At 65.4% G+C, this 20,944-nt stretch carries 16 protein-coding genes; all 16 read right to left on the bottom strand.

Annotated elements, in window-relative coordinates; all coding sequences use genetic code 11:
- Nucleotides 1-146: 146 nt before the first annotated feature.
- Nucleotides 147-1,127 carry a DNA-binding protein WhiA gene (whiA, locus tag ABIB54_RS10455; RefSeq protein WP_185203855.1) on the bottom strand — a complete coding sequence of 327 codons (981 nt, stop codon included), beginning with the start codon at nucleotides 1,125-1,127 and terminating at the stop codon, nucleotides 147-149.
- A 107-nt stretch (nucleotides 1,128-1,234) separates the two neighbouring features.
- Nucleotides 1,235-2,140, bottom strand: coding sequence for an RNase adapter RapZ (gene rapZ / locus ABIB54_RS10450; RefSeq protein ID WP_354575452.1), 906 nt, complete (start codon nucleotides 2,138-2,140; stop codon nucleotides 1,235-1,237).
- Between the two features lie 43 nt (nucleotides 2,141-2,183).
- The gene (gene uvrC / locus ABIB54_RS10445) at nucleotides 2,184-4,100 is read right to left on the bottom strand and encodes an excinuclease ABC subunit UvrC (protein ID WP_354575451.1); all 1,917 of its coding nucleotides are present in this window, start codon (nucleotides 4,098-4,100) and stop codon (nucleotides 2,184-2,186) included.
- 9 nt (nucleotides 4,101-4,109) lie between these two features.
- On the bottom strand, nucleotides 4,110-7,034 hold the full coding sequence (gene uvrA / locus ABIB54_RS10440; RefSeq protein ID WP_354575450.1) for an excinuclease ABC subunit UvrA: 2,925 nt from the start codon (nucleotides 7,032-7,034) through the stop codon (nucleotides 4,110-4,112).
- A 46-nt stretch (nucleotides 7,035-7,080) separates the two neighbouring features.
- Nucleotides 7,081-8,793, bottom strand: a complete 1,713-nt coding sequence (locus ABIB54_RS10435; RefSeq protein WP_354575449.1) for a type III PLP-dependent enzyme — start codon at nucleotides 8,791-8,793, stop codon at nucleotides 7,081-7,083.
- Nucleotides 8,794-8,883: 90 nt separating this feature from the next.
- Entirely contained in the window at nucleotides 8,884-10,953 is a 2,070-nt protein-coding gene (gene uvrB / locus ABIB54_RS10430; RefSeq protein WP_354575448.1) for an excinuclease ABC subunit UvrB, read from the bottom strand.
- 277 nt (nucleotides 10,954-11,230) lie between these two features.
- The gene (coaE, locus tag ABIB54_RS10425) at nucleotides 11,231-11,836 is read right to left on the bottom strand and encodes a dephospho-CoA kinase (protein WP_354575447.1); all 606 of its coding nucleotides are present in this window, start codon (nucleotides 11,834-11,836) and stop codon (nucleotides 11,231-11,233) included.
- Nucleotides 11,837-12,051: 215 nt separating this feature from the next.
- On the bottom strand, nucleotides 12,052-13,497 hold the full coding sequence (rpsA, locus tag ABIB54_RS10420) for a 30S ribosomal protein S1 (protein ID WP_185203865.1): 1,446 nt from the start codon (nucleotides 13,495-13,497) through the stop codon (nucleotides 12,052-12,054).
- Between the two features lie 252 nt (nucleotides 13,498-13,749).
- Entirely contained in the window at nucleotides 13,750-14,721 is a 972-nt protein-coding gene (locus tag ABIB54_RS10415; RefSeq protein ID WP_354575446.1) for an epimerase, read from the bottom strand.
- 85 nt (nucleotides 14,722-14,806) lie between these two features.
- Nucleotides 14,807-16,492 carry a DUF885 domain-containing protein gene (locus tag ABIB54_RS10410; protein ID WP_354575445.1) on the bottom strand — a complete coding sequence of 562 codons (1,686 nt, stop codon included), beginning with the start codon at nucleotides 16,490-16,492 and terminating at the stop codon, nucleotides 14,807-14,809.
- Between the two features lie 43 nt (nucleotides 16,493-16,535).
- Nucleotides 16,536-16,805: an HPr family phosphocarrier protein gene (locus ABIB54_RS10405; protein WP_354575444.1), complete on the bottom strand. Its 270-nt coding sequence runs from the start codon at nucleotides 16,803-16,805 to the stop codon at nucleotides 16,536-16,538.
- Between the two features lie 48 nt (nucleotides 16,806-16,853).
- Complete coding sequence (locus ABIB54_RS10400) at nucleotides 16,854-17,894, bottom strand: zinc-dependent dehydrogenase (RefSeq protein WP_354575443.1); 1,041 nt, start codon at nucleotides 17,892-17,894, stop codon at nucleotides 16,854-16,856.
- Between the two features lie 5 nt (nucleotides 17,895-17,899).
- Nucleotides 17,900-18,364: a PTS mannitol transporter subunit IIA gene (locus ABIB54_RS10395; RefSeq protein ID WP_354575442.1), complete on the bottom strand. Its 465-nt coding sequence runs from the start codon at nucleotides 18,362-18,364 to the stop codon at nucleotides 17,900-17,902.
- A 3-nt stretch (nucleotides 18,365-18,367) separates the two neighbouring features.
- Nucleotides 18,368-18,676 (bottom strand): PTS sugar transporter subunit IIBC family protein, encoded by a 309-nt coding sequence (locus tag ABIB54_RS10390; RefSeq protein ID WP_354575441.1) that lies wholly within the window; start codon nucleotides 18,674-18,676, stop codon nucleotides 18,368-18,370.
- 31 nt (nucleotides 18,677-18,707) lie between these two features.
- The gene (locus ABIB54_RS10385; protein ID WP_354575440.1) at nucleotides 18,708-19,940 is read right to left on the bottom strand and encodes a PTS transporter subunit EIIC; all 1,233 of its coding nucleotides are present in this window, start codon (nucleotides 19,938-19,940) and stop codon (nucleotides 18,708-18,710) included.
- A gap of 61 nt (nucleotides 19,941-20,001) precedes the next feature.
- Nucleotides 20,002-20,943, bottom strand: a complete 942-nt coding sequence (locus tag ABIB54_RS10380; protein WP_354575439.1) for a 1-phosphofructokinase family hexose kinase — start codon at nucleotides 20,941-20,943, stop codon at nucleotides 20,002-20,004.
- Nucleotide 20,944 lies beyond the last annotated feature (1 nt).

Below are 20,944 nucleotides of genomic sequence, written 5' to 3'. Positions count from 1 at the left end.
CTTTTCTTAGTCCCGTCGGCGCTTGAGATTCGCGGCGATCCGGGTCTGTTTTCAGTCTACCCGGCACGGCGGAGGCACCCATCGGATGCGTGCCTCCCGGTCAGGTCGCGTTCAGAACCTGTTCAGGAGATGGCCGCGCCGGCCGCTCACGCGTCTTCGTAGTCGGGGGGCAGGTTCGCGTCGGTGCCGGGGATCCCCAGATCGACGGCACGCTTGTCGGCCATGGCGAGGAGGCGACGGATGCGCCCGGCCACTGCATCCTTCGTCATCGGCGGATCCGCGTGGTGTCCGAGCTCGTCGAGACTGGAGTCACGGAACCTCAACCGGAGGTCGCCCGCGTACCGCAGGTGCTCAGGCACGTTGCCGTCGAGGATCTCCAGTGCACGCTCCACGCGCGCGCAGGCCGCAACCGCAGCCTGGGCGGATCGGCGCAGATTCGCATCGTCGAAGTTCACGAGACGGTTGGCTGTCGCGCGCACCTCACGGCGCTGACGCAACTCCTCCCAGTTGAGCACTGTCGAATGCGCGCCCATGTGCACGAGCATCGCGCTGATGGCCTCTCCGTCGCGGATGACCACCCGATGCACCCCGCGCACCTCGCGCGCCTTCGCCGCGATCTTCAGCCGCCCCGCGGCGCCGACGAGAGCCATCGCGGACTCGTTCCCCGGGCAGGTGATCTCGAGGGCCGCCGAGCGACCCGGATCGGTGAGTGATCCATGCGCGAGGAACGCGCCGCGCCAGACGGCGGCGAGCTCTTCACGACTGCCGGTGGTGAGTTTATTGGGAAGACCGCGGATCGGCCTGCGACGGGCATCCAGCAGTCCGGTCTGGCGCGCCAGTGTCTCTCCCCCGTCGAGCACGCGCACGAGATAGTGACTGGTGCGGCGCAGTCCGGAAGCGGAGATCACAGAGATCTCACTCTTCACGCCGTAGAGCTCGGCGAGGTCCTTCCGCACGCGTCGGGCGAGCTGGGCTGTGTCGAGTTCCGACTCGACCGCGATGCGACCCGAGATCAGGTGCAGCCCTCCGGAGAACCGCAGGATGGTCGCCAGTTCAGCGGCGCGAACCGTGGTCTTGCTGACCTCGATGCGGGCGAGTTCGTCTTTAACGTCGGCGGTGAGAGCCAATCCGATTTCCTTTGCTTTCCGTTATTCGAGGATGGCGTGTTCGGTTCCCGCGGGATTCAGCCGGGTCCGGAGCCATCGAAGTCGTGATGCGAGCTCGCGCCCGAGGGCTATTCGCGTCCGAGGTCGCGATGCTTGATGCTGACGGCCACTCCCGGTTGTTCACGCAGCAGCGCGGCAAGGCGCTGAACGACGGCCACCGACCGGTGCTTTCCCCCCGTGCATCCAATGGCGATCGTAGCGTGTCTCTTGTTCTCGCGCTGATAGCCGGCGAGCACCGGGGCGAGCGCGAGCACGTACTGCTCGATGAATTCCTGCGCGCCCTCCTGGGAGAGCACATAGTCGCTCACCTGGGCATCGAGCCCGCTGAGAGCGCGAAGGGCCGGCACCCAGAACGGGTTCGGCAGAAACCGCATGTCGGCCACGAGATCGGCGTCTGTCGGCAGCCCGTACTTGTAACCGAAGCTCAGCACGGTCAGCTGAAGCCCCGGAGTGTCGGCGCTCGAGAACGTGTCAGAGATCTTGGTCGCGAGCTGGTGGATGTTGAGATCGGAGGTGTCGACGATGATGTCGCTCGACTCGCGGAGGCCGAGCATCAGTTGGCGCTCCGCACCGATTCCGTCGAGCAGAGTGCCATCACCCTGCAGCGGGTGCGGACGGCGCACCTGCTCGAAGCGACGCACGAGCGCGGCATCCGTCGCCTCGAGGAACAGCACTCGAACGGCAGTCGCCTCGCGAAGTGATTCGACGGTCTCTTCGAGGTCGGCGAAGAGCTTGCCTCCGCGCACGTCGACGATAGCGGCGACCTTCGGGAGATTGTTGCCGGCCTTTCCCGCGAGTTCGACCAGCGGACGCAACATCTGTGGTGGCAGATTGTCCACGACGTACCAGCCGAGGTCCTCGAGCGCATTCCCCACTGTCGAGCGGCCGGCACCGGACATGCCGGTGACGATGAGCACCTCCTGGTGCTGCTCGGCTTGGCGGTAGCTGTCTCCGGTCATCGCGTGGTCACGCATTCACTCCTGTGCGGTTGCCTGAGGGTCAAGCCTACCGACCAACTCACTCCCGGAGTTTTTCGAAGATCGTCTGGGCGATCACCATCCCGACCCCCTTGACCTCGGAGATGGCCTCGGGCTGGGCGGCGCGAAGCTGGGTCACGGAACCGAAGTGTCGCAGGAGTTCCTTGACCCTGGCCGGGCCGAGCCCGGGGATCTCGGACAGCACCGAGCCGACATCGCGCTTGCGCCGCTGACGCTGGTAGGTGATCGCGAAGCGGTGTGCCTCATCACGGATCCGCTGGATCAGGAAGAGGGCGTCGCTATTGCGCGGCAGGATCACCGGATAATCGCTGCCCGGCAGCCAGATCTCCTCGAGCCTCTTGGCGATGCCGCAGAGCGCGATTCCGCTGATCCCCGCGTCCTCGAGGGCGCGGGCGGCGGCGGCGACCTGCGGTTGCCCGCCATCCACGATGAGCAGGTTCGGGCGGTAGGCGAAACGCGGACGCGCCGGGTTTGTGCCGGCCTCTGCGCTCACTCCGCTCTCGGCCTGACTCAGGGCCTCCGCCACCGCGGCCGCCGGATCGTCGTCCAGGTGCGCGAGCCGACGGGACAGGGTCTGGTAGATCGATTCCGTGTCGTCGGTGGACTCCGGGATGCTGAAGCGGCGGTACTGGTCCTTGCGCGGCAGCCCGTCTTCGAACACGACCATGGAGGCGACGATGTTGGTGCCGCTCAAATGGGAGACGTCGTAGCATTCCATGCGCAGCGGCGCGTCGTTCATCCCCAGCGCCTGCTGGATGTCGGCAAGGGCCTGCGACCGGGCCACGAAGTCGCCACTCCGACGCGTCTTGTAGAGGATCAGGGCGTTGCGGGCGTTGGTGGCGACGGTGAGGGCGAGTGCGGCGAGCTCGCCGCGCTGGGCGACACGAATGACCACCTTGCCACTGCCGACACCCCGTTCCGACCGCAGTCCGGTGAGCCAGGTCTCGAGCTCTGTCACATCATCCGGCAATTCCGGCACGACGACGAGCCGCGGCGGATCCAGTTCGTCGTAGGCGTTGTGCACGACGGTCTCGACGAGTTCGTCCAGCTCGAGATCCAGCTCCTTGTCCACGACCCAACTGCGCACACCTCGGATACGGCCTCCCCGCACCGTGAACTGCTGCACCGCGGCGGCGAGCTCATCGTGCGCGATCCCGAAGATATCGGCATCCACATCTTCAGACAGCACGACGGTGTTCTTCGAGAGGGCGGTCTCCAGTGCACCGAGCTGGTCGCGGAACTTGGCTGCCGACTCGTAATCCTGCACTGCCGCTGCGGCCTTCATCTTTCGAGAGACCTCGCCGACGAACTTCGAATCGTTGCCGGCCATGAATGAGGCGAAGTCCAGGGCGATGGACTTGTGCTCCTCCTTCGACACGCGAGCGACGCACGGCGCGGCGCACTTGCCGATGTCACCGAGCAGGCAGGGACGTCCGGTCTGCTCGGCTCGCTTATAGGTGGATTCCGAACAGCTGCGCATGGGGAAGGCCTTGAGCATGAGGTCCACGGTCTCGCGGATCGCCCACACCTTCGTATACGGTCCGAAGTACCGGGCACCCTTGAGGTTTCGGTTGCGGGTGACCAGTACCCGCGGCACATCCTCGCCGAGCGTGATCGCCAGATACGGATAGGACTTGTCGTCGCGAAACTGCACGTTGAAGGGCGGATCGAATTCCTTGATCCAGGTGAACTCGAGCTGCAGCGCCTCGAACTCGGTGCCGACGACGGTCCACTCGACGGATGCCGCGCTCAGCACCATGCGCCGGGTGCGCTCGTGCAGGCTCGCCAGGGGCGCGAAGTAGTTGCTCAGTCGAGCGCGGAGATTCTTCGCCTTGCCGACGTAGAGCACCCGCTGGGCGGCGTCACGGAAGCGATAGACCCCCGGCTGCTGAGGGATCTCGCCCGCCTTCGGGCGCCATACGACGGTGTCGGACACGGCGGGCTGCTACGTCGTTGCGAGGGCTTTGGCGCGGGACGGGGACTTCTTGCGACGCACCGGCTCCGGAGCCACCGGAAGGATCTCCCTGAGGAACGTTCCGGTGAAGCTCGCTTCGACCGTGGCGAGATGCTCCGGCGTTCCGACCGCGAGGATCTGCCCTCCCCCCGCGCCACCCTCTGGCCCGAGGTCGATGAGCCAGTCCGCGGACTTGATCACGTCGAGGTTGTGCTCGATCACGATCACCGTGTTGCCCTTGTCGACGAGGCCGTTGAGCACGAGAAGGAGCTTGCGAACGTCTTCGAAGTGCAGGCCGGTCGTCGGCTCGTCGAGCACGTAGATGCTGCGACCCATCGATCGCTTCTGCAGCTCGGTGGCGAGTTTCACCCGCTGTGCCTCGCCCCCGGAGAGGGTCGTGGCGCTCTGGCCGAGACGCACATAGCCCAGTCCGACGTCGACGAGCGTCTTGAGGAACCGGCTGATCGATGAAATGGCCTCGAAGAAGTCCGCGGCCTCGCTGATCGGCATGTCGAGCACCTCGGCGATGCTCTTGCCCTTGTAGTGCACCGCGAGGGTCTCGCGGTTGTAGCGGGCCCCATTGCAGACCTCACAGACCACGTAGACATCGGGAAGGAAGTTCATCTCGATCTTGATCGTGCCGTCACCGGAGCAGTTCTCGCAACGGCCGCCCTTGACATTGAAGCTGAAACGACCGGGAAGGTAGCCGCGGGCTTTGGCGTCCTGGGTCTCGCTGAACAGGGTGCGGATCTTGTCGAAGACGCCCGTGTAGGTGGCCGGGTTCGACCGCGGGGTGCGCCCGATCGGGGCCTGGTCGACGTGAACGACCTTGTCGAGGTTGTCGAGGCCGGTGACCCGGGTGTGCTTTCCGGGGATCTGCCGCGCGCCGTTGAGCTCGTTCGCGAGCACCTTGTAGAGGATGTCGTTGATCAGGCTCGACTTGCCCGATCCGCTGACCCCCGTGACCGCGGTGAAGGTACCGAGCGGGAACTCCGCTGTGACATTCCGCAGGTTGTTGGCGCGTGCACCCTCGACCGTGAGCATGCGCTTCTTGTCGATCGGACGCCGCGACGTGGGAGTGGCGATGGAGCGGCGCCCGGAGAGGTAGTCACCGGTCATCGATCCCGTATTGGCGAGGAGAGCCTCGTAGGAGCCGGAGTGCACGACCTCTCCCCCGTGTTCGCCCGCTCCTGGGCCGATGTCGACGATCCAGTCCGCGGTGCGGATCGTGTCTTCGTCATGTTCGACAACGATGAGGGTGTTGCCGAGATTCTTGAGCTTCACGAGGGTCTCGATCAGCCGGCGATTGTCTCGCTGGTGCAGGCCGATGCTCGGCTCGTCGAGCACATACAGAACTCCGGTGAGACCCGATCCGATCTGGGTCGCGAGGCGGATGCGCTGGGCCTCGCCACCGGAGAGGGATCCTGCAGAACGGGCGAGGTTGAGGTAGCTCAGCCCCACCTCGATGAGGAATTCGAGCCGAAGCCGGATCTCGCGCAGCACCTGGGCTGCGATCTTGGCATCCCGAGCGGAGAGTTCGAGGCGCTGCATGAAGTCGAACGCGTCGAGCAGGCTGAGCTCCGCGACATCCGCGATGTTGAAGTCGTGCACGGTCACCGCGAGAACCTCGGGCTTCAGACGCTTGCCGTCGCACACCGGGCAGTTGATCTCCCGGAGGTAGGCAGAGTAACGCTGGCGGGCCGAGTCGGTCTCCGCTTCGAGGAACTTGCGCTCGATGTAGGGCATGACGCCTTCGAAGCCGGTCGAATACTTCATCTCACGCCCGAAGCGGTTCTTCCACTTCACCGTGACCTGGAAGTCGTTGCCCTTGAGGATTGCGCTCTGGATGTCGGCGTCGAGATCGCGCCACGGAGTCTTGAGTGAGAAGTCGAGGTCGGCGGCGAGGCCCTCGAGCAGGCGCTGGAAGTAGTTGAAGAGGCCCTTTCCCGATTGGGTCCACGGGAGGATCACACCGTCGGCGAGACTCAAGGCGGGGTCTCCGAGCAGCAGTTCGGAGTCGACCGACATCTTGGTGCCGAGCCCGGAGCACTCCGGGCAGGCACCGAACGGCGCATTGAACGAGAAGGTGCGTGGCTCGATCTCGGTGAGCTGAACGGGGTGACCGTTGGGGCACGAGAGCTTCTCGCTGAAGTTGCGCCAGGCGTCCGGGCCGGTGGCATCGACGTAGTTCACACTGACGAGCCCGTCGGTGAGCCGCAGGGCGGTCTCGAGTGAATCGGTGAGGCGGGTGAGGATGTCGTCGGCGGCGACGAGGCGGTCCACGACCACGGAGATGTCGTGCTTGTACTGCTTCTTCAAGATCGGGGGGTCGCTCAGCTGCACCTGCTCACCGTCGACGATCGCGCGGGAGTATCCGCTCGCGGCCAGTTCCTTGAAGAGGTCGACGAACTCCCCCTTCTTCTGGGAGATGACCGGGCTCACGATCTGGTACCGCACGCCGGTTTCGAGAGTCATGAGCTGGTCGGCGATCTGCTGCACCGTCTGTCGCTCGATTTTCTCGCCGCAGACCGCGCAATGAGGCACACCGATTCGGGCCCAGAGAAGGCGCATGTAATCGTAGATCTCGGTGATCGTTCCGACGGTGGACCGCGGGTTGCGGTTTGTCGACTTTTGGTCGATCGAGACGGCGGGACTCAGCCCGTCGATGAAGTCGACGTCGGGCCGGTCCACCTGCCCGAGGAACTGGCGGGCGTACGCCGACAGAGACTCCACATAGCGGCGCTGCCCTTCCGCGAAGATCGTGTCGAAGGCGAGGGAAGACTTGCCCGAACCCGAGAGCCCGGTGAATACGACGAGTGAATCACGCGGAATCTCGAGGTCGACACCCTTGAGATTGTGCACTCGTGCACCGTGGACGGAGAGCTTCGAACCGGACTCGACGCGGGAAATAGACACTCTATAGATTCTATGCAGGCCACCGACATTGAACCTCGGGGTTCGCTCAGTGCGTACTCAGGCGTAAGGCATCCGCACGCTGGACGGCCACGGCTCGCTCCAGGACGACGACCTTGGCCGCGCGGCGACCGTTGAAGGTCGTTGCGGTCACAGAGGTATACGCGCCCATCGTGGGGCTGAGCAGCAGATCGCCCTCGCGCAACGGGGGCAGGGGGTAACGGCGCGCCACGACATCCGCGCTGTCGCAGGTGGGACCGCCCACGGTAGTCGGGACGAGCGCGGATTCCTCGCCGTCGAGTTCCGCGCGGGAGAGGATCACCGGGTTCACCGCCTCGGACACCACATTGGAATAGCTCCCGTAGACCCCGTCGTCGATGAAACACCAGGCCTCACCGTCCCGGTCTCGCACGCCATTGACCCGGCTCACCAGCGTGGCGGCGTCGGCGACGAGGATGCGCCCGGGTTCGGCGATGATGTTGAGTCGCGGGGATCGGGGCTCGAGCAGCGGACGCAGGGCACCGGCTATCTGCTCGATGCTCGCGACCTCGGTCCGATAGCCGACCGGGAACCCGCCACCGATGTCGAGCGTCGTGAACTCCACGTTCCAGTTCTCTTCGAGCCGGTCCATCAGCTCGAGCGTCGCCGTGGTCGCCCGCACGAACGCGTCGACGCTGTCGAGCTGGCTGCCGACGTGGAAGCTGAATCCGGCGATGTGACTGCCCTGTGCGATCGCCTGGGACAGCAATACCTCGGCCTCGACGGGCGACACCCCGAACTTGCTGGAGAGGTCGCTCTTCGCGTCAGGGTTGCGATAGGCCAGACGGATGAGGAGGGACACGTTCGCCGGCACGTTGTGAAACTTCGCCAGCTCGCCCGGACTGTCGATCACGAAGGTGCGGATGCCGAGGACGTAGGCGCGGGTGATCTCGGTCGCGGACTTGATCGGCTGGGTGTGGATGATTCGGTCCGGGGTCACATTCTGGCCGGCCACCAGATCGATCTCCCCGTCGCTCGCCACGTCGAATGATCCGCCGAGCGAAGCAATGGTCTCGATGACCTCCGGATGAGACAGCGCCTTCACCGCGTAGTGCCAGTGGACGAAGGGAAGTGCGGCGCAGAGGCGGCCGTATTGTGAAGCCACGGTGCCCAGATCGAGCAGCATGAGCGGGCTGCCGTGGGTCGTCACCAGGGCGTCGAGATCGATTCCCGAGAGCGAGCGGCGGATTGCGTCGATGCGTTTGGCCCTGATCTGCGGGCTGAGGACCATATCGTCGACCGGCGGTGTCCCGGCCTGCCTCCTGGCGTCATCCCAGCGTCGACCGAGCACATAGCCGAACCCCGCAATGCCGTAGAAGACGAGGTCGGCACCGATCTTTCCAGCGATCCACCCCGCTGCGGGAAGTCCGAGGAGCAGCGGAGCGAGCCAGAGCAGCAGCGGGCGGACGGCAAGCGTGTCGATCAGCTCGGCCGGACCGAATTCGACCGCCGAGAGCCAGGCGGTGCGGGCGATCACCGATCGCCGTCGCGCGCCGGGATCCCCCCGCGAACGGCGCCACAGCTCGGCGAAGTTGCGGGCACCGGCGACCCCGTAAAACCCGAGGTTCTCGCCGATGGTGCCCGCGATCGCCGCGACGAAGAGCGAGCCACTCAGTCGGTAGGAGATCGCGGCGGCAGCCAGGGCTGTCGCGGTGCCCACGATCTCGCTCGGAAGGTACCGCCGAATCCAGAATCCGAGCCCTCGTGCATTCCCAGACGACACGACATCCGCTCTCCCGAGGCCACGGGGGCGACCTCATCACCGACTAGGAGGCAGGAGAGCGCGCGCTGATACGGGCCGCGTCTCGTGAATTCAGGAGATGTGTCCGGCCGCTTCCATCTGACGAAGTTCCTTCTTGAGGTCGGAGACCTCGTCGCGCAGCCGTCCGGCGAGTTCGAACTTGAGCTCGCCCGCGGCCTGGAGCATCTGGTCGTTGAGGTCACGGATGATCGACTCGAGATCGTTCGCCCCGCTGGCCGCGAGGCCACCGTGACGCTTGAGGTTCGGCGTCGGAGATCGCTTGCGCCCGTCCCGGCTGGAGAGCAGCTCCGCCGTGTCCGCGCCCTCGCGGTTGAGCGACTCGGTGATGTCGGCGATCTTCTTGCGCAGCGGCTGCGGATCGACGCCCCGCTCGAGGTTGTAGGCGACCTGGAGTTCGCGTCGCCGCGTCGTCTCGGAGATCGCGAGCTTCATCGAGTCGGTCATCACGTCGGCGTACATGTGCACGGCCCCGGAGACGTTTCGTGCGGCGCGACCGATCGTCTGGATCAGTGAGGTCGACGACCGCAGGAAGCCCTCCTTGTCCGCATCGAGGATCGCCACGAGCGAGACCTCTGGCAGGTCGAGGCCCTCTCTCAGCAGGTTGATCCCCACCAGAACGTCGTAGACGCCCTGGCGGAGTTCGGTGAGCAGCTCCACCCGACGAAGAGTGTCGACATCCGAGTGGAGGTAGCGAACGCGAACGCCCGCCTCCCCGAGGAATTCGGTGAGCTCTTCGGCCATCTTCTTGGTGAGCGTCGTCACCAGCACGCGTTCGTTGGCGGCGGTGCGCTTGCGGATCTCCTCGAGCAGGTCGTCGATCTGGCCCTTCGAGGGTTTCACCACGATCTCCGGGTCGATGAGACCGGTCGGACGGATGATCTGCTCGACCACACTGTCGGTGATGCCCATCTCGTACTTGCCCGGGGTCGCGGAGAGGTAGACCTTCTGGCCGACCCTGTCGAGGAACTCGTTGAATTTGAGCGGGCGGTTGTCGAGCGCGCTCGGCAGGCGGAAACCGTGATCGACGAGAGTGCGCTTGCGCGAGGCATCCCCCTCGTACATCGCGCCGATCTGAGGAACGGTGACGTGCGATTCGTCGATCACCACGAGGAAGTCGTCGGGGAAGTAGTCGATCAGGCAGTGCGGTGCTTCACCCGGCTGGCGCTGGTCGATGTGGCGCGAATAGTTCTCGATCCCGCTGCAGAACCCGATCTGCTCCATCATCTCGATATCGAAGGTCGTGCGCATGCGCAGTCGCTGCGCCTCGAGCAGCTTGCCCTCTCGCTCGAGCTGCTTCAAGCGATCCTCGAGCTCGATCTTGATGGTCTTGATCGCGGCATGCATGCGTTCCTGGCCGGCGACGTAGTGAGACCCGGGAAAGACCGATACCGCGTCGAGCTTCTGCACCACGTCTCCGGTGAGGGGATGCAGGCTGTATAGCCCTTCGATTTCATCGCCGAACATCTCGATCCGGATCGCGAGTTCCTCGTACATGGGGATGATCTCGATGGTGTCTCCGCGCACACGGAAGTTGCCGCGCGAGAAGTCGACGTCGTTGCGCTGATACTGCATCGACACGAACTTGCGGATGAGCGTCTCGCGGTTGATCGACATGCCGACCTGGAGCGCCATCATGGCCTCCAGGTACTCCTCGGACGACCCCAGCCCGTAGATGCAGGAGACCGTGGAGACGACGATGACGTCACGACGACTGAGCAGTGCGTTCGTGGTCGAATGACGCAGCCGCTCCACCTCGGCGTTCACCGAGGAGTCCTTCTCGATGAAGGTATCGGTCTGGGGCACATAGGCCTCCGGCTGGTAGTAGTCGTAGTACGACACGAAGTATTCGACGGCGTTGTTCGGCATGAGTTCGCGGAACTCGTTGGCGAGCTGCGCCGCGAGGGTCTTGTTGTGCGCGAGCACGAGAGTGGGCCGCTGCACGGCCTCGATGAGCCAGGCCGTCGTCGCGGACTTGCCGGTTCCGGTGGCGCCGAGCAGCACGATATCGGTCTCGCCCGCGTTGATCCGCGACGTCAGCTCGGCGATCGCCGCGGGCTGGTCGCCGCTCGGCGTGTATTCGCTGATGACCTCAAACGGGCGCACTGAACGTGTCGGTTCCATACCTCCAGCTTAGGCACGGCCACTGACAGAGTCGCCGGATATCTCCCCCGGGAGAACTCGCGACGTGCGAGGGATTGCCTGCCGTCGATTGTGCGGGTGCCCACGCACGATCTGCAGGGGCGATGGATTTCCGGTTCGCTCACGACGCCGGGCGGCAGAGCAAAACTCCTTGACCGTCACAGGTCCGCCCGATCCTCTGTCGCAGGCGCGGAGTGATGCGCATCGTTGCCCTTCCGGGCACAGTGCGTCTGTCCCGTCGACAGACCCTGTGACGAGGTCAGCGGGGAAGGCTGCCCCAGAGGGCATCCGCCTGCGCGATCGTCTCGTCCACAGTGCCGTTGCTGTCGATCACCACGTCTGCGATGGCGAGACGTTCCGTGTCGGTGGCCTGGGAATTGAGCCGGTGTTTCGCCTCTTCTCGGCTGAGTCCGCGCAACCGCACGAGCCGTTCACGGCGGGTCTCCGCGCTCGCGTTCACCACGACGATGAGGTCGAAGTCGTGATATCCCGGATCCTGTGACGCCTCCACGAGAAGGGGGACGTCATAGACCACCACCGCATCCGGATCGGCACGCTCAGCGGCCGCGAACAGCTGCCCACTGAGTTCTCGGATGGCCGGGTGGGTGATGCCGTTGAGCGCGAGCCGGGCATCCGGATCCTGGAAGATCAGCGCCCCGAGGGCAGCGCGGTCGAGGGAGCCGTCGGCGGAGATGACGCCGGGGCCGAAGCGCTGCGCGATCGCCGCGAGGCCTGGAGTTCCGGGGGCGACCACATCCCGCGCGAGCTGGTCGGCATCCACCACCGTCGCCCCGAGTTGCTCGAGGCGCTTCGCGACGACGGTCTTGCCCGAAGCGATGCCTCCGGTGAGGCCGATGAGATACACGTGCGCCAGTTTAGCCGCCGCCGGGTATTCCCTCCCCTGCGCGCCCCTCCGGCGGGCCAGTGCGGACCGATCGGGCCGGCGCGCCGGCCCGGATTGTCCGCGACGGCCCGCATTCCGCGGGCGACCCAGTTGACGAGCGACCCGGTCCGTCGTGCGGCCCGCTTAACTACGCAACGGCCGGACCCGAGGGGCCCGGCCGTTGCGATGGGGACTGCTTAGGAGTTGGAGCTCAGCTTCTCGCGAAGAGCCGCGAGTGCCTCGTCATCCGCCAGCGTTCCGGCGGAGTCGGCGTCGTTCGAGAACGAGGAGCCTCCGGCGACCGGTGCGTCGCTGATCTCGTCGGCGGTCGCAACCTGCTTCTTGTGGGCTTCCCAGCGAGCCTGGGCTGCAGCGTAGTCCTGCTCCCACTTCTCGCGCTGGGACTCGAAGCCCTCTTTCCACTCGTTGGTCTCCGGGTCGAAGCCGTCCGGGTACTTGTAGTTGCCCGCCTCGTCGTACTCGGTGAGCATTCCGTATAGCGCCGGGTCGAACTCGGTGCCTTCGGGGTCGACGCCCTCGTTCGCCTGCTTCAGCGAGAGGGAGATGCGGCGACGCTCGAGGTCGATGTCGATGACCTTGACGAAGACCTCGTCGCCGACCGAAACGACCTGCTCGGCGAGCTCGACATGCTTGCCGGAGAGTTCCGAGATGTGCACGAGACCCTCGATGCCCTCTGCAACGCGAACGAACGCGCCGAAGGGGACGAGCTTCGTGACCTTTCCGGGAGCAACCTGGCCGATGGCGTGGGTGCGGGCGAATACCTGCCACGGGTCCTCTTGAGTGGCCTTGAGCGACAGGGAGACGCGCTCGCGCTCGAGGTCGACCTCGAGAATCTCGACGGTGACCTCCTGGCCAACCTCGACGACCTCTGAGGCGTGCTCGATGTGCTTCCAGCTGAGCTCGGAGACGTGGACGAGACCATCGACGCCACCCAGGTCGACGAACGCACCGAAGTTGACGATCGACGAGACGACACCCTTGCGGACCTGGCCCTTGGCGAGGTTGTTGAGGAAGGTCGTGCGGCTTTCGGACTGGGTCTGCTCGAGGAGGGCGCGGCGAGAAAGCACAACGTTGTTGCGGTTCTTGTCGAGCTCGAGGATCTTGGCCTCGATCTCCTGGCCGAGGTACGGCGTGAGGTCGCGCACGCGGCGCAGCTCGATGAGCGAGGCCGGGAGGAATCCGCGGAGTCCGATGTCGACGATGAGGCCGCCCTTGACGACCTCGATGACCGAACCGGTGACGACGCCGTCAGCATCCTTGATCTTCTCCACATCGCCCCACGCACGCTCGTACTGAGCGCGCTTCTTGGAGAGGATGAGCCGGCCTTCTTTGTCTTCCTTCTGGAGGACGAGGGCTTCGACCACATCGCCGACCTGGACGACCTCGGTGGGGTCCACGTCGTGCTTGATGGAGAGTTCACGAGAGGGGATTACACCCTCGGTCTTGTAACCGACGTCGAGGAGGACCTCGTCACGATCGATCTTGACGACGGTGCCCTCGATGAGGTCTCCGTCGTTGAAGAATTTGAGAGTCTTTTCGACCGCGGCGAGAAAGTCTTCAGCAGATCCGATGTCGTTGATTGCGACCTGCTTGGGCGCCTTGTCGGTCGTTACGATTGTCATGTAGTAGTTGCTCCAGGATGGACATTTATTTGGGCCGGCCGCAGGGACGTGCTGTCTTGCAGAGTATTTCGTGTGTTTTCCGCGACTGGCAGGCGGATGGATTGTCACAGAATTGCGACATTTCAGTCTATAGCCCCCCCATGGCCCGCGCCACCCGCCCCGATCCGCGCGTTGCGCCCGTCAGTTTCTGCTCCCTGGCGCTACCCGGTCAGCTCTTATCGACGGATCGGCGCGCTCGGGTGACCCACCGGCTCACTTGCGCGCGGCGACAATTGCTCGCACGGCGGGCCGCAGCTCGGGGTATTCGAAGGTGTAGCCGGCCCCGGTGAGCCGCTCGGGCAGCACCCAGCGACTCTTGAGCACCAACTCGGTCTCGGTCTTGATTACGGCCGAACCGATCTCGAGCATCCAGCGTGCCGCCGGGAGCCCGAACGGCATCCCCACGACATCCCGGATGATCTGCATCACGGTGCGGTTATCGCTCGGGTGTGGCGAGCTCAGGTTGACCGGACCGTCGATATCGGGATGTTCGCGAAGAAATTGGATGATGCCGAGCACGTCGGCCAGATGAATCCAGCTGAACTTCTGCCGGCCCGCACTCCCCCGGTTCTCGTGGAACGTGCCGGCCGCGCGACGGGCGGGACTCGCGAACCAGTGGCCATCCAACTGGGGTCCCCCGAGTCCCATCCGGGCCAGCGCGATCAGCGGGAGGAGGGCGCTGCCGTCGCCGAGCACGATCGCCATCCGGAGCGCGACCCGCCTCGTGCCCGGCAACTCGCCATCGAAGAACTCCTGTTCCCATGCCCGTGCAACGTCCACCGAGAAGCCGTCGCCGAGCTCGCCGGTCGACTCGGTCATCGGTCGGTCTTCGGCATGCCGATAGATCGTCGCTGTCGATGAATTGATCCAGAGCGACGGCGGGTTCTGGCACTCACGAATCGCCTCGGCGAGCTCCCGCGTGGTCTCCACGCGGGAGCGCACAATCTCGGCCCGGTTGGCCGCGGTGTAGCGACAGTTGACGCTCTTCCCTGCCAGATTGATGAGCAGGTCGGCCCCGTCGATCAGGTCGACGATGGCGGCGGTATCCCCCCACGAGGCATCCGCGCCGTCGCGCCCGATCACCCGCACCGATGCGCCGGCGTCACCGAATGCATCGGCGAGATAGCGTCCGATGAAGCCGGATGCCCCGGCGATCACGATCCGGTCGGCAGAGGTCTCGGTCATGGGCTATCTCGATCCTGAGCTGGTGTGATGAGAGGGAACCTCGCGGGAACGCCGGGCCACGCCCGACCTCCCGACGGTGAGGCAACTACGCGAGCAGAGCCGCCTTCAGCGTGTCGAGGCCGACACCGCCGATGTCGAGGGCCTTCTTGTGGAACGCCTTGATGTCGAATGCCGCCCCCTCGCGACGGGCATATTCGTCGCGAAGCTGCTCCCAGATGCGCTGCCCGATCTTGTAGGAGGGGGCTTGTCCGGGCCAGCCGAGGTAGCGGTTGACTTCGAAACGCACGAACTCCGGGCTCATGTTGACGTTCTCGCCGAGGAATCCGAAGGCGTATTCGCCGGTCCAGGGGCCCGAGCCGTCGGGAAGCGTCTTTTCGAGGTGCACCCCGATGTCGAGCACCACCCGGGCAGCGCGCATCCGCTGTCCGTCGAGCATTCCGAGCCGATCGGCGGGGTCATCGAGGTAACCGAGCTGCTCCATCAGGCGCTCCGCGTAGAGCGCCCAGCCCTCGGCGTGCCCCGAGGTTCCGGCATTGCGACGCCAGGTGTTGAGCAGTGCCTTGTTATAGACGGCCTGACCGATCTGCAGGTGATGCCCGGGCACTCCCTCGTGGTACACGGTCGTGAGCTCGCGCCAGGTGTCGAATTCGGTGACACCTTCTGGCACGCTCCACCACATACGTCCCGCGCGGGAGAAATCATCGGTGGGAGGCGTGTAGTAGATGCCGCCCTCTTGGGTCGGGGCGATCATGCATTCGAGCCGACGAACCTCGGCGGGGATGTCGAAGTGCACCCGCGAGAGCTCCTCCACGGCGCGGTCGCTGGTCTCCTGCATCCATTTCTGCAGGGCATCCGTGCCATGCAGCTTGCGACTCGCATCCTGGTCGAGGAACTCGATCGCCTCGAGTACCGTCGCGCCGGGCTTGATCTCGCGCGCGATCGACTCCTGCTCCGCCGTCATCCGAGCGAGCTCCTCGATGCCCCACTCATAGGTCTCATCGAGGTCGACGACGGCGCCGAGGAAGTCCCGCGAGGCGAGCGTGTAGATGTCGCGGCCCACGGCATCGCGCTCCGGTGCGTGCGTGGCGAGCTCGTTCTGGAGAAAGTCGGAGAGGCTCGCATAGGCGCCGGCGGAGTCGCGCGCCGCAGCCGCGAGGTCTCCGCGCAACGACACGGGAAGATCGCTCTCTCCCGCCCGGGCTCCCTCGGCCAGCCGATGGAAGAACCCGGTATCGGCGACCTGCTTGGCCGCCTGCGCCAGGACCTCCCGCACCTGGCGGATTGCCGGCACATTTCCGGCGGCGATGCCGGTTCGCAGCGTGCGGATGTAGCCGTCCATGGCCGCCGGGAGGTTGCGCATCCGCGTGGCCACGTGTGACCAGTCCTCTTCCGTGTCGGTCGGCATCAGGTCGAAGATGTCGCGGAGACTTTGCGGTGCGGACGCGATGACGTTGAGGTCACGCTGGTCGAATCCGGCCTCGTGCTTGTCGATCTGGAGTTGGAGTTCACGGCTGAGGTCCATCTTGGTGACCTCGTCCACCGCATCGACGGCGGTGGCCGCCTGGATGCTCGCGAGGGTCTTCCTGACCTCCGAGATCACCCGCTCGGCGCCCTCCGGCGAGTAGTCGGCGTACTCGCCCTCGTGTCCTTCGCGGCCGAGGTAGACGCGATACTCCGGGAAGAGATCGAGCTCTGTGTCGACCCAGGTCTCGGCTATCGCATCGATGGGGGTCGTGGGACGGGCCTCGTGGGCCTGGTCTGCATCAGTCATCCCCCGAGCCTAGAACAGTCGGTCGCTCCTGTTCAGAGCGACGTCACTCTTTGTCGAGATCGGTGTTCAGAAGCTCGGCGAGTGAATCGAGGGCCGTCTCGGCCTCGTCGCCGTCCGCCTTGAGCGTGACCACCTCGCCGTGTCCGATTCCGAGCGAGAGCACACCGAGGATGCTGGCCGCATTCACCGTCTTACCGGCGGCGCTCGTGAGGGTGACCGGCACCCCGACCTTCGCGGCGGCCTGGCTGAACAGGGATGCGGGGCGGGCGTGGAGTCCGACGCTGGAGGCGACGGTGACGGTACGTTCAGGCATTTCTGGCTCCTTGGTGTTCGGTGCTGCAAGAGGTCGAGAGTGGATGGTTCAGGGTTCGATCGTGACTTTGATACCGTCGCCGCGAGCGACGATTTCGATGGCCTCGAGCACCTCGTCGAGGGGCAGCCGATGGGTGATGAGATCGGTCACCGGCACAGCTCCCGACGCGATCAATTCCAGGGCCTCCTTGTTGTGGGCGGGACTCGACCCGTTCACGCCCACGATCGTGAGTTCACGGTAGTGCACGAGGTTCGAATCGACGGTGATCGTCGGATGGTCCTTCGGCAGTCCGCCGAACAGGCTGAGGCGACCACGGCGTGCGAGCATCAACAGCCCCTGCTCCTGGGCGGCTCCGGATGCGGCCGCGGTGATCACGACATCCGCTCCCCGACCGCTTGTCGCCTCGAGTACGGCCGCGACGGGGTCCGTCGATTCCGAGGCGATCGCGAGGTCTGGTTTCACGAGATCGGCGGCCTTCTTCAAACGGTCGGCGTTCAGATCGACGAGGATCACCCGAGCGGCGCCGCGCGCCCGTGCGAGTCGCACGTGCAGGCAGCCGATCGGGCCGGATCCGATGACGACGACCACATCGCCCGCTCCGACCCTGGCCAGTTCCTGGCCGTTGAGCACGCAGGCCAGGGGTTCGGCGAGGCTGGCCTCGGCGAAACCGAGACCCTCGGGGATGCGGTTGAGCCCGTCCACTCGTAAGACCTCACGCGGCACGATCATGAATTCCGCGAAACCGCCGGGGAACTGGTAGCCCATCGACAGCTGGTGGGGGCAGACGGTCTGGCGACCGGCCAGGCAGTCGGGGCAGGTGCCGTCCGGGATCGCCGCGATGACCTGCACGCGGTCTCCCGCGGCCCAGCCCTCGACGCCGTCCCCGACATCCACGATCTCACCGGCGATCTCATGCCCCATCACCTGCGGCGGTGTCATGTTGGGATGACCCGAACGGGATATCTTGACGTCGGTGCCGCAGGTGGAGCAGTTGCGCACTCGGATCTTCACTTCACCCGCAGAGACCTGCGGTTCGGCTAATTCTTCCAGCCGGATGTCGCCGGGCGCGTAGAACCTCGCTACCTTCACGCGTCCTACTCGTCTTCCGGGTCGGGCTTCAGAAGCTCATAGACCTCTGAACTCGTGGTGGCCGCCCGGAGCGCGGCGGCCTTGTCCGGGTCGAGAAGCACGGTGGCGAGCTGGGACAGCAGGGCGATGTGCCCGTTGCCGCGCGCGGCGATGCCGACGCAGACCCGCACATCGTTGCCGTCCCAGTCCACGCCATCCGGAAAGCGGAGAACGACGAGTGCATCGTTCTTCACCGAGTCCTTGCCGGCGAGGGTGCCGTGAGGAATCGCGACACCCTCCCCGACGAAGGTGGAAACCGACCGCTCGCGTTCGAGCATGGCCTCGATGTAGGAGGCATCGATCGCGCCGGCCTCCAGCAGGGCTGCCCCGGTCTGCCTGATCGCGTCTTCCTGGTTCTTCGCTGACTGGTCGAGTCGAATGGACGACTCGGCCAGCAGCGTCGAGAGGGCGGGAGCGGTTTCGTCTGTCATCTTCTACGCCTCGAAGGTCTCGCCGTTTTGAATGGCCTTGACGATCTTGGCGACGGCAGGGTCACCCAGGAACAGCTGGAACGGCACGACCGGGACATCCGGCACGGTGTGCCGTGCCCGGTCGGCCAGTCCCGTGTGGGTGAACACCAGGTCGGCGTCGCTGGGAATGGATGCGACGGGGGAATGCGCCACCGTCACTCCGTTCTTCGCGAGTTGCTTCTTCAGCGTCGCGGCCAGCATCACGCTGCTGCCCATTCCCGCGTCGCACGCAACGATGAGCTTCTTGATGCTCGATCCGTCGATGGTTGCCATGTGTGTTTCTCCTTGAGTGTTGTACTACGGGTCAGGCGACTGGGGCGGTCGCCGGCTTGTTCTTGTTGCGCGCGCTCTGCTCCTTGGCGGCCTCGAGGTCGAGTCCACTGTTCTGGTTGCGACCGAAGCCGAGCAGCGCAGCTCCCACGATGAACGCTACGCCCGCAGACACGAGGATTCCCAGAAGGATGGTCGGAAGATCACCCGGGTAGGCCACGAGGATGTAGGCGAAGATGCTTCCCGGCGAAGCCGGAGCGAGCAGTCCGTCGTTGAACAGGCTGAACATGAGCACACCGGAGGCTCCACCCGCGATGGCGGCGATGAGCAGGATCGGCTTCATGAGCACATACGGGAAGTAGATCTCGTGGATGCCGCCGAGGAACTGCACGACGATCGCCGCCGGCACGGTCGCGCGGATGGCGATCGGTCCGAAGAGCATCATCGCGACGAGGATGCCGAGGCCGGGGCCGGGGTTCGACTCGAGCATGAACAGGATGGACTTGCCATCCGGTCCGGCCGCCTGCTTCGCCGCGAGCGGAACGAGCACGCCGTTACCGATCGCGTTGTTGAGGAACAGGATCTTCGCCGGTTCGATGATGATCGAGGCGAGGGGAAGCAGCTTCGCGTTGATGAGGGCGTCAACGAAGTTCGCGAACACGGTGGTCAGCCAGAACACGGCCGGGCCGAGGGCGAACACACCGACGAGCGCGGAGAAGCCTCCGACGATGCCGGAGGTGAAGTTATCCACCAGCATCTCGAAACCGCCCCGGAGCTTTCCGTCGATCATGCTGTCGATCCACTTGAGCAGCAGGGCTGCGAGCGGGCCGATGATGAGTGCCCCGAGGAACTGCGGACCGAGGTCGGCGATCGACTTCGGCGCAGTGGCCCCTGCCGCGGCCAGACCGAGCGCGAGCGGCGAGACGATGACACCGATCGTCGCGATCGCGCCGACGACGGCACCTCGCTGGCCGTGAACCGTGCGACCACCGGTGTAACCGATGAGGATCGGAAGCAGGAACACGATGATCGGGCCGACGATGGTCGACGCCTGGCTGGCGAACGGCACGACGCCATCCTTCGCGACCGCACCGGTCGCTCGGGCGATTTCGTTGACCCAGCCATTCGGGATGAAGAGGGCAGTGACGAGGCCCCAGGCGATGAACGCACCAAGGTTCGGCATGATCATTCCGGCGAGGAATGCACCGCCCCGCTGGATGCGTGCGCGGGCGCCGGTACCGGCGGCCACGGGAGTGTAATCGGACATTTCTAGTGGTACTCCTTTGTACGGATCAGGACTGTACGGATGGGTGGGGGTTCGGCGGTAATCAGGTAGCCACGAGTGGCCGATCCAAATCCGGCTGCCAGACCAGATGGACGTTTGAGTAGGCGATATCGCCCGGACCGGGAACGGAGGTACCCGGAAGACCGACTGCGGCCGCACCCCAGGCGAGAGCCTCGACCAGAGCCGATTCCTCGTCTGATTCGTCGGCGCTGAATTTGGAGAGGAAACCGGCGAGGAAGCAGTCGCCCGCCCCGACGGTGCTGCGGTGCTCGAGCACTGTCGATTCACCGACGATCGCCCCGTGCTCCCCGACGAGGACGGCACCATCGGCACCGAGACTCACCAGGACGCGCTCGACTCCGCGTGACCGAAGCTCTTCCGCTGCGACGATCACTTCGGAAATGGAGCCAAGCTCACGGCCGACCGCCTCCGCGAGTTCGGCACGGTTGGGCTTGATCACCCGTGGCCGGGCCGAAATCGAGGCGGTGAGGGCATCCCCGCTGGTGTCGACGGCGAGGGATGCTCCGAGGTCCGTGACGGAGGTCATGAGCGCCACGAGCTGGTCGGCGGAGCACTCCGGAGGGATGCTCCCGGAGAAGACCACCCAGTCGCGTGCCGAAACCAGCCCGGCGAGCACGGTGGCGAGCACGGAGAAATCCGCGGTGGAGAGCGGGGAGCCCGGCTCATTCAACTTGGTGGCGGTGCCATCGGGCTCGGAGACCGTGAGGTTCGACCGGGTGCGACCGTTCACCGGCACGAGCCGGGTTGCCACCCCGGCAGCATCCAGCAACGCGCTCAGCTCGGCGCCCTCCGGGCCACCGACGGGCAGCACGGCGATGCTGTCGATGCCGTTGCGCGAGAGTGCGCGGGTGAGATTCACGCCCTTGCCGCCGGGCTCCAGCGTCGGCGCGCTCGTGCGGAGAACAGCACCGCGCTCGAGACGATCGACCTGCACCGTGCGGTCGAGGCTGGGATTCAGCGTCACG

It is taken from the genome of Frigoribacterium sp. UYMn621, assembly GCF_040549525.1.
Classification (GTDB): Bacteria; Actinomycetota; Actinomycetes; order Actinomycetales; family Microbacteriaceae; genus Lacisediminihabitans.
Note: the sequence above shows the minus strand (reverse complement) of the source record. Positions and strands in the feature narration are given on the sequence as shown.